The sequence below is a fragment of the Succinivibrio sp. genome, from assembly GCF_045124615.1.
GTDB classification, from domain to species: domain Bacteria; phylum Pseudomonadota; class Gammaproteobacteria; order Enterobacterales; family Succinivibrionaceae; genus Succinivibrio; species Succinivibrio faecicola.
Window position 1 is genome coordinate 1 of record NZ_JBGVMC010000062.1, and the last position, 9,665, is coordinate 9,665.

Here is a 9,665-nt window from a genome sequence, read left to right on the forward strand (position 1 = left end):
AATCGACTGACATCGTATGACCCCTTTATGGCAATTTTCCGCCTAAATTTCCTTCTCAGATTCTATATATGCTATTTGTATGCCATAAATGCAATTTTTCGTGAAATTTTTTTGAGTTTGTCGGCATAGTTAGGATCTGTAGCGTATCCGGCCTTATGAATCTGCTCAAAATATTCGTCGGGACTATAACTTTTATCTATTGCATCCTTGTATCTTGGATTATCTTTAATAAAGCTTATATAATCCTTCATACTCTCAAGGACACCTGAGTATTTTCTGAACTTGTCTATAACGTTGACTTTCTTACCATCTATATACTCAGAAGTAAGTTCACTTGTATTTTCTCCCTTGTAAGAATCATTAGCCTTGATGCCAAAATAATTGTTGTTGTCAGAAACATGACGGCCCCATCCTGTTTCAAGAGCAGCCTGTGCAACTAAAACCAATGGATTAAATCCAATGCCTTCTACAGCCTTCAGAGCATAAGGCATTATCTTCTTGACAAAATCCTCCTCGTTCTGAATATTCTTAAGATCTGAATTTTCCTTTATTGATCCATATAAATCTTTAAGTCTTGAAACAGAAGCATTTGTATCAACCTTTAAGGAGGCAAGATTGCTTAAAGATACATTTGAGCCTTTTACGTAGCTCTCTTTACTTCTCTGACCTACGGACATCTTGTCAAGCTCTGCCATAAGAGCTTTACCCTCATCGCCTAAGGACTTGGCAAACTGCTTTGTAATAAGGTAGGTAACAGAATTCTTGTTGATTGATGTTTTAGAATTCATTGAACCGACATACTGAGTTGAAAGCATATCGTCAAAGAATGATGAATACTTTGAATGCAGTGGCGAATCAGGATTTATAGTCTCATTAGTCTGCTTCATTGCATCAAGCCAGTATTTATTGAGCAAAGCTTCAAACTGCTCTGCTGCAGCTTTTAAAGCTAAAGCCTGATCTTTTTTATCGCCCAAACCGAGTTTTTTGAGTTTCTGCAGACTGCGATGATCAGCTGCAAAACCAATATCGGTTTTAGCTGTATTAGCAATTAGTAGATCCTCACTCATAACTCACCTGACAAAAAATAGACGTTTTTACAATTTACCAAGCTGATGCAATGAACGTGCCAGATAAAAACCTGACCATATAAAAAATAAACGTTACAACATTTTTTTGACGACTTAGGACAATATTAGAGAAAAAGCGACAATATCAATTAATGAAGCAAAATCAAGACTTTTCAATATATTATTGTGTTTTTAAAAAACAACCTTGCTCACAATTTATAATGTTTCTTTTGTTTTTTTTGTCAAATTTTTGTCATTAATTTTAATAGTTATTGTATGATAGACAATAGATAAGTATTTTTTAATATATTAGGTATGTCATATGCAGTTCTCCGGTAATCTGCTAATCCTTGAAAAGGATGCATCAAAAAGACAGTCTCTTGAAACAATCTTCTCTTTTTTAGGTCTATCCTGTCAGAGTGGAGATGTAAACGACTGCCTGTCATATTTTGACGCGGAAGATTCAAATGTGGACTTCTGTGTTCTTGGTGATACAGATGCTATAAAGGCTGATGAATTATTATCAAAGCATCAGGATACAGCCTTTTTACTATGCTCAGAAAATATAAAAGATGATTTAAGTTCATACTCTAATCTTTTAGGCTCTATAAGTGACGATCCAAATTACGATGAGATTGTCTCTTTATTACACTACTGCCAGTCATTCAGAACCATGAGAAAATTCTCATCAAAATCAGGCAGTGGTGCAGCTACACTCATAAAAATGCTCGTAGGTCAGGGTAAGGCTATTACTAATGTAAGAAGACTTATTGAACAGGTAGCTTCAACTGATGCATCTGTACTTATTCTTGGTGAATCAGGTACAGGAAAGGAAGTTGTTGCAAGAGCAATTCATGAACTTTCAAAAAGAAAGAACAAGAATTTCGTTCCTGTAAACTGCGGTGCAATTCCTGCTGAGCTTTTAGAATCAGAACTTTTCGGTCACGAGAAGGGCGCTTTTACAGGTGCTATCAGTTCTCATGAGGGACGTTTTGAGCTTGCTCAGGGCGGTACTATCTTCCTGGATGAAATCGGTGATATGCCTCTTCAGATGCAAGTAAAGCTTTTACGTGTTCTTCAGGAAAGACAGTTTGAAAGAGTTGGCTCTAACAAGCCTATCAGCGCTGATGTAAGAGTTATTGCTGCAACTCATCAGAACCTTGAAAAGATGGTTGAAGAAAAGTTATTCAGACAGGATCTTTTCTACAGACTAAATGTATTCCCAATTCAGACTCCTCCTTTAAGAGATAGAAGTGACGATATTCCACTTTTAGTTCAGGAACTTGTCAACCGTCACTCAAAAGAGCAGAAATCTACTGTAAGATTTACACAAAGAGCTATGTTGCAGCTGATGAGCTGTAGCTGGCCTGGAAATGTTAGAGAACTGTCAAACCTTGTAGAAAGACTTCTCATCTTACATCCAAATGAAATTGTTGATGTAGGTGATCTGCCTATTACCTATAGGGGAGGAAAACTTGAGGATGATCCATTCGAAGAGAGAATGGCGCTTCTTGATAACTTCTCAGTTCCTCTGCCAGGCGATGAAATTCAAGAGGATAGCTTTGATGTGGAGGAAGCTGACAACAAGCCTATCGATCTGCCACCTTTACCTGTTATTGAAGGTGAAAATGATATGGCACAAGCTTTTATGCCAACTTTAAATCCTGATGGAATAAATCTAAAGGATATGGTTTCTAATATTGAAATCAACATGATTAAGCAGGCTCTACAGCAGAGTAACGGAGTTGTCGCAAAAGCATCCGAAATTTTAGGACTGCGTCGAACAACTCTTGTTGAAAAAATGAAAAAATATAATATCGCAGCTTCTAATTAGGAACAAACTATGGACATTAACGAATCAATAAGCAAACTGCTTTACAACAAAACAATTCTTGTTACAGGAGGCACAGGCTCTTTTGGTAACAAATTCATTAAAACAGTGCTTGAAAATTACGATGTAAAAAAGGTAATTGTTTATTCAAGAGATGAATTAAAGCAGTATGAAATGCAACAACGTCTTGCTGACTATAGCGAGAAACTGCGTTATTTTATCGGTGATGTCCGTGATCTGACAAGACTTAAGCTTGCGATGAAAGGTGTTGATATAGTAATTCACGCTGCAGCTATCAAACAGGTACCTGCCGCTGAATACAATCCAATGGAATGTATCAAAACCAATATCAATGGTGCAGAAAATGTCATTGAGGCAGCAATTGAATGTGGTATAGAAAAAGTTGTTGCTCTATCAACAGATAAGGCTGCAAATCCAATTAATCTTTATGGTGCAACTAAACTTTGCTCTGACAAGCTGTTTACTGCAGCAAACAATCTTGTAGGTGAAGGCAAAACAAGATTCTCTGTTGTACGTTATGGCAATGTTTCAGGCTCTAGAGGATCTGTTGTTCCTTTCTTTAGAAAGCTCGTTGAGGAAAAAGCACAATTCATCCCAATTACAGATGATCAGATGACAAGATTCTGGATTTCATTAAAGCAGGGTGTTGAATTCGTACTTAAAGCTCTAGTAAGAATGAAAGGCGGTGAAGTATTCGTTCCTAAGATCCCATCAATCAAGATTGTCGATCTTGCAACTGCTATCGCCCCTAACATTCCCCAGAAGGTTATAGGCATCCGTCCTGGCGAGAAAATTCATGAACTCATGTGTCCACGTGATGATTCAATGCATATCATTGAATTTAATGACTTCTTTATCATAAGACCTTCCATTACCTTCTTTGGTAAGCAGGATCCTGAGGATTACAAAACAACAATGATTGGAGAGAAAGGTAATCCTGTACCAATTGGATTTGAGTATAACTCCTTTAACAATCCACACTATCTGACAGTTAAGGAAATTGTAGAATTTTTAGAACAGCAGGTAAAATAATATGATCCCGTACAGTACTCAGACTATCGATAATGACGATATAGAAGCAGTAAAAGAAGTTCTTCAGTCTGATTATCTGACCTGCGGTCCTGCTGTAAAAAGGTTTGAATCTGAGGTGGCTACCTATACAGGTAGTCGTTTTTCTGTCGCTGTCAATTCCTGTACCTCTGCTCTTCACCTTGCAATGATTGCACTTGGCGTTGACAGTAAAAGTACTGTTTTCGTATCAGCAGTAAGCTTTGTAGCATCTGCAAACTGCGCTAGGTTCCTAGGTGCAGATGTGTCTTTTGTTGATGTTGACAAATATACAGGCAACATGAACATTGATGCGCTTGAACAGATGCTTATCGAAGCCAAAAAGCAAAACAAACTTCCAAAGGTAGTTGTGGCAGTGCATCTTTCAGGAAGAGCTGTCGATCTTGAAAGAATTTACAAATTAAAACTTGAATATGGATTCTATCTGTTAGAAGATGCAGCTCATGCTCTTGGCGCCACATATAAAGGCAGCATGATAGGTTCTAACAAATATTCAGATATCACTGTTCTTTCTTTTCATCCTGTTAAGATTATTACCACAGCTGAAGGTGGTATGTGTCTTACTAATAATGAAAAATTCTACTCTATTATCAAAAGCTATGCTGCACATGGAATTGTTCATGACAGAGAAAAACTAGTCAATAAAAACATGCCTGCTTATTACTATGAGATGCAGGATCTTGGTTTTAATTACAGACTATCCGATCTTCAGGCAGCTCTTGGTATAAGCCAGCTTAATAAAATCGATGAATTTTTAAGTAAACGAAGAGAACATGCAAAAGCATATCCTGAGCTGTTAAAACATGATCTTATAAAGTGCCCTGTAGCAGACAGTGATGGAAATGAAAGCTCATGGCATCTTTATCAGATCATTATTTTAAATGACAAACGAGATCAGATTTTTAATGCATTGAGAGATAAGGGAATTTTTGTTCAGATCCACTATCTGCCAATTTATAGACATCCTTATTATCAGAGTCTGAAAAACTATCCTCGACTTGAAGGCGCTGAATATTTCTTTGAGCATACCATTTCCATTCCTCTGTATCCAAACATGACAAAGATTGATCAGCAAATGGTAAGTGCATGCATACTAAAGCTTGCAGATGAGATATAAATGAAAAATATTGCAGTAATTCCCGCAAGAGGCGGTTCAAAAAGAATTCCTAAAAAAAACATTAAAGATTTTAATGGAAAACCACTGATAGCCTACCCTATTACTCAGGCTTTAAAATCAAATCTTTTCGATGATGTAATAGTTTCAACTGATGATGAAGAAATTGCAGCTATTTCAGAAAAATATGGTGCAAAAGTACCATTTTTAAGAGATAAAAAACTATCTGATGACTTTACAGGAACTTTTGCGGTTGTAAAAGATGCATACAACAGATTAAAGAACATATACAATCCTGATTCTGTATGCTGTATTTATGCTACAGCACCACTTCTAACAGCAGAACACCTAAGTAATGCCTACAGTAAATTTCAAAATTCAGATGCATCATCACTTGTCAGTGTTTGCGAATTCTCTTTTCCAATACAAAGAGCCTTTATAGTTAATGAAGATGGCTATATAAGCTACAGAGAGCCTGAGTATGCTATGACAAGATCACAGGATCTTGCAAAATGCTACCAGGACTGTGGTCTTTTCTATATTTATTCAAAAGAACTGCTTGAAGGTCAAATAGAAGACAAAACTATCAGCTATCAAATGCCAAGACACAGGGTTATTGATATAGATACTCCTGAGGACTGGGACTATGCAAGAGCACTTTACAATGCAGTTAGCTCACTGAATCTTGATTAAAATATAAAATGTCAGTTTGACATAATTTAGATGAATTAGGCCTTTTTCAAAAATATTTTTTGATAGAAGGCTTTTTTTATAATTCTACTTCTTTGCTTTTATTTATCCTGATGTAAACTTTGCTTAAGCTTTATTCCTAAAGCTGAATATTAAAATTAATTTAGTATTCAACCAAACAAAAAAAAGGTTGAGTACCTAACGATACTCAACCACCAATTCACCTTTATGAAAGCTATCACGTATGTTTTTGCTCAAGAGCAAAAACATAACTAAGCTACATAGCATGACTGTTATGTTACTTTATAACATCCAAAATTAATGTGATAACAGTCACACTAATTTACAAAATACTACTACAAAACCACTATTTTTTCAAAACTATTTTTCGTTTTTTTCTACTTACAAACGCCTAGAGTCACCGATAAATAAGGGATCGTAAAAAACGCAAACGTTTTTTCTGTGCATCTCCGTGCACATTTTACGTTTTCCAATTTTATTGAGTTTTCTCTTACAATTCCTCAGATCCATCTAGAAATTCTGGAAGTTGCCAGTTAATAGGTCTTTTGCCACATGATATTAGGTATTCATTTGTTTTAGAAAAATGATGACTTCCAAAAAAGCCTCTTGAAGCTGACAATGGACTTGGATGAGCAGATGAAAGAATAAGATGCTTCGAGCTGTCAATCAGCGAAGCTTTTTGTATTGCATTATTTCCCCATAGAAGAAAGACAATATTTGTACAGTTAGAACTGATTGCTTTTATTACTTCGTCAGTAAACAATTCCCAGCCCTGCCCCTTGTGTGAGTTCGCCTCAGATTCATTAACAGTCAGAACTGTATTGAGAAGAAGAACGCCCTGTCTTGCCCATGGCACAAGATTTCCATGGTTTGGTTTCTTAAAGCCAGGAATATCATCAGACAACTCCTTGTATATGTTATGAAGAGATTTTGGAATAGGTATTCCTACAGGAACAGAAAAACTAAGCCCCATTGCCTGACCTTGTTCATGATATGGATCCTGCCCAATGATAACAACTTTTAGTGTCTCTAATGGTGTATATACAAAGGCATTGAAGATCTGTCCTTCTGGCGGAAATACATTTTTGCCAAGATTTCGCTGCTCTTTTTGATAAGCATAGGCATGTTTGAAAAAATCAGTCTGTTTTAACGGACCTATTATGTCTTTCCATGTCAGCATGGTAATTCCTCTGATAATTTTTATTGATTTTCTTCTTATTATTTTATTCTAGAACTTATTGTATAATGAAAAAAAAACACTATTAAGTTATAAAACCTATTTAAATTTTTAAGGAGATAACTATGCAATCATCTAATCCAGCTATTTCTGTAATCGGAAAAGCTGCAGGTTATAACTTTGGTGGTACAGCAGAACAGACTGCTACCATTCAGGGTACAACCACAAAATCAATTATCCTTGTAGCAGTAACACTAATCATCGGTTACATGGCTATGAACTACTCTTTAGGACAGCTTTACTACTACGGAAAGGCACCTACTTTACTAATGGGTTTCTCAGTTATTGCAGCTTTCATTGTTTCATTAGTAACCATATTCAAGCCAACCACAGCACCTATTACAGCTCCAATCTATGCTGTATTAGAAGGTGTAGGCTTAGGCACTATCTCATCATTATTTGAGGCTAAGGCACCTGGTATCGTAACAACTGCTGTTATGTCAACCTTCGTTGTTGTTATGACCATGCTTTTCCTCTGGAAATATAAGGTAATTGTTCCTACTCAGCGATTCAAATCAATTATTACAGGCGCTGTTGCAGGTATCTTTGTACTTTACATTTTAAACATGATTTTTGTACTGTTCGGCTCTGCTCTTATCCCATCATCTGGCCCATTATCAATTCTGATTTCACTGATTGTATGTGCTGTTGCTGCATTCAGCTTAATCCTTGATTTTGATGCAATCCAGAGTGGTGTTGATCAGGGTCTACCTAAGTACTTTGAATACTACAACGCATTCTCTCTATTAGTAACCATCTGCTGGTTATATATCGAAATCTTAAAGTTGTTATCCAAAAGAGAAAGCTAACAGTTAAACTGTAAGTTTCAACTTAACCTCTAGCTCTTAACAGATCTAGAGGTTATTTTTTTCTAATTGCTTTTGCCTTAAACAAAGATATCTTTTAAAATACTGTTGTAAGTGAAATAACAGGATTGACTATGAGAGATTTACTACAGTGTCGAGATGACATTGACAGAATTGATAACGAAATCATCCGACTTTTAACAGAGAGAATGGATGTTGCAAATGATATTGCAAAATACAAGCTTGAAAAGAATCAGCCTATTACTGATCCACAAAGAGAACACTCAAAGCTTGTAAACTTAAGAGAAAAAGCTAAAAAAGCAGGTCTTTCTCCATCTTATATTACCGATCTGTTCAAAACTATTATCAAATATACATGTAGTGCAGAACAGCAGTATATTATTGCAAAAGCAAACTCTGATACTATTGTAAGAGATACATCTGTTGCCTACTTAGGAACAAAAGGCTCTTATTCTCATATTGCCACTATCAAATATCTTGAAGGATACAAAGGCAATATCAATGCACAGGGATGCTCTTCTTTTACTCAAATTGTGTCTTCTGTTGAAAACTCAAAATGCGAGTTTGGTATTCTGCCAATTGAGAATTCAAGCTCAGGCTCTATTAACGATGTTCTTGATACAATTCAGAATACAAAAGCATCAATTGTTGGAGAAATCTTTGTGCCAATCGATCACTCTATTCTTGGTGTAGAGAAAACTGATCTGGCAGAAATAACTGATATCTACTCTCATCCTCAGCCACTGACACAGTGCTCAATGTGGATCGAGAAAATGCTTCCAAACGTTAATGTTCACTATACAAGTGCAACATCTGAGGCAATGGAAATTGTTGCAAATATGAATGATCCGCACCACGTTGCTATTGGATCTCATATGGCAGCTGACTTATATAATCTAACACCTATTTCAGATCATATTTCTAATAATCCAAATAATTTCACACGCTTCATTGCTATTTCAATGACTGCTGTTAATATTCCTGAAACTATTGCTGCAAAAACATCTCTTGCATTTTCAGTACAGAAGTATCAGCCAGGATCCTTAATCAAGGTATTAAATGAGTTCTCTGTGCGTAATATTAACGTAACAAAACTCATCTCAAGACCACGTATTGATTCAAATAAGGATGTTTGGGAAGAAATCTTCTTTGCTGATGTTCAGGCAAATGTAAATGAGTCTGCAATGCAGGAAATTCTAGACAGCATTAAGCCATATACAAATTTCATGAAGGTATTAGGTTGCTATGCAAGTTCTGAGATTCAGCAGAATAAATAGATCATAATCAAATACCACTCTTATAGAGTGGTATTTTATATACAAAGCCTTTCTGTCTAAAACTGACACCTATTCTTAATATAGTCATCAATTTTAACTGTCTTCTCAACATAATATCTGCTTCCTTTTAACAATACGAACTCACTTAAACCATAGTGATCTTCTTTGCCATAATCATATGTATAACCAAGAGCTGTCCACGGATATGTATTGTTTACAAAGTTATTCTTAAAGAAGCTAATAAACTCCTTATTGTCAGACTCAATGTTAAAAGACATTCTGTTATCTGTCACATCTGGATTGTATGCAGGTCTGAATAAATCAGAGATCTTTACTGATATAACTGATACATCTGTGAGTCTGTCCTTAGGACCAACACCTATAATCTGAGCTATTCTGATTTTTGAACAGTTAGAAAGATCAGAGGCCATCTTGTAAGAAACCTCTTTTGCTGTTGCTGTCCACATAACCTGTTTCTTAAGAATATTATATGTACCTTCCTTATAAAACTC

General features: G+C 35.9%; 9 protein-coding genes. 6 read left to right on the forward strand and 3 right to left on the reverse strand.

Annotation, left to right across the window (positions count from 1 at the left end; genetic code table 11):
- Positions 1-71: 71 nt before the first annotated feature.
- The gene (locus tag ACJML3_RS01595) at positions 72-1,067 is read right to left on the reverse strand and encodes a glucosaminidase domain-containing protein (protein WP_406020035.1); all 996 of its coding nucleotides are present in this window, start codon (positions 1,065-1,067) and stop codon (positions 72-74) included.
- A 322-nt stretch (positions 1,068-1,389) separates the two neighbouring features.
- Between ACJML3_RS01595 and ACJML3_RS01600 the strand changes: the two genes are divergently transcribed.
- The 4 genes from ACJML3_RS01600 to pseF are packed head-to-tail and all read left to right on the forward strand — an operon-like array spanning position 1,390 to position 5,794.
- Positions 1,390-2,901 carry a sigma-54 dependent transcriptional regulator gene (locus tag ACJML3_RS01600; protein ID WP_406020037.1) on the forward strand — a complete coding sequence of 504 codons (1,512 nt, stop codon included), beginning with the start codon at positions 1,390-1,392 and terminating at the stop codon, positions 2,899-2,901.
- 36 nt (positions 2,902-2,937) lie between these two features.
- Complete coding sequence (gene pseB / locus ACJML3_RS01605; protein ID WP_406020051.1) at positions 2,938-3,951, forward strand: UDP-N-acetylglucosamine 4,6-dehydratase (inverting); 1,014 nt, start codon at positions 2,938-2,940, stop codon at positions 3,949-3,951.
- A gap of 1 nt (position 3,952) precedes the next feature.
- Positions 3,953-5,104, forward strand: coding sequence for a UDP-4-amino-4,6-dideoxy-N-acetyl-beta-L-altrosamine transaminase (pseC, locus tag ACJML3_RS01610; protein ID WP_406020039.1), 1,152 nt, complete (start codon positions 3,953-3,955; stop codon positions 5,102-5,104).
- On the forward strand, positions 5,105-5,794 hold the full coding sequence (pseF, locus tag ACJML3_RS01615) for a pseudaminic acid cytidylyltransferase (RefSeq protein ID WP_406020041.1): 690 nt from the start codon (positions 5,105-5,107) through the stop codon (positions 5,792-5,794).
- A 508-nt stretch (positions 5,795-6,302) separates the two neighbouring features.
- Here the strand turns inward: pseF and ung are convergent.
- Positions 6,303-6,992, reverse strand: a complete 690-nt coding sequence (gene ung / locus ACJML3_RS01620) for a uracil-DNA glycosylase (RefSeq protein WP_406020043.1) — start codon at positions 6,990-6,992, stop codon at positions 6,303-6,305.
- Positions 6,993-7,114: 122 nt separating this feature from the next.
- Here ung and ACJML3_RS01625 point away from each other — a divergent pair, with 122 nt between their 5' ends.
- Both ACJML3_RS01625 and pheA read left to right on the forward strand, forming a co-directional pair.
- Positions 7,115-7,858 (forward strand): Bax inhibitor-1/YccA family protein, encoded by a 744-nt coding sequence (locus ACJML3_RS01625; RefSeq protein ID WP_406020045.1) that lies wholly within the window; start codon positions 7,115-7,117, stop codon positions 7,856-7,858.
- Positions 7,859-7,989: 131 nt separating this feature from the next.
- Positions 7,990-9,153, forward strand: a complete 1,164-nt coding sequence (gene pheA / locus ACJML3_RS01630; protein ID WP_406020048.1) for a prephenate dehydratase — start codon at positions 7,990-7,992, stop codon at positions 9,151-9,153.
- A gap of 56 nt (positions 9,154-9,209) precedes the next feature.
- On the opposite strand, the gene ACJML3_RS01635 is transcribed toward pheA, so the two are convergent.
- A partial coding sequence (locus ACJML3_RS01635; protein WP_406020049.1) for a hypothetical protein occupies positions 9,210-9,665 on the reverse strand: 456 nt, incomplete at its 5' end.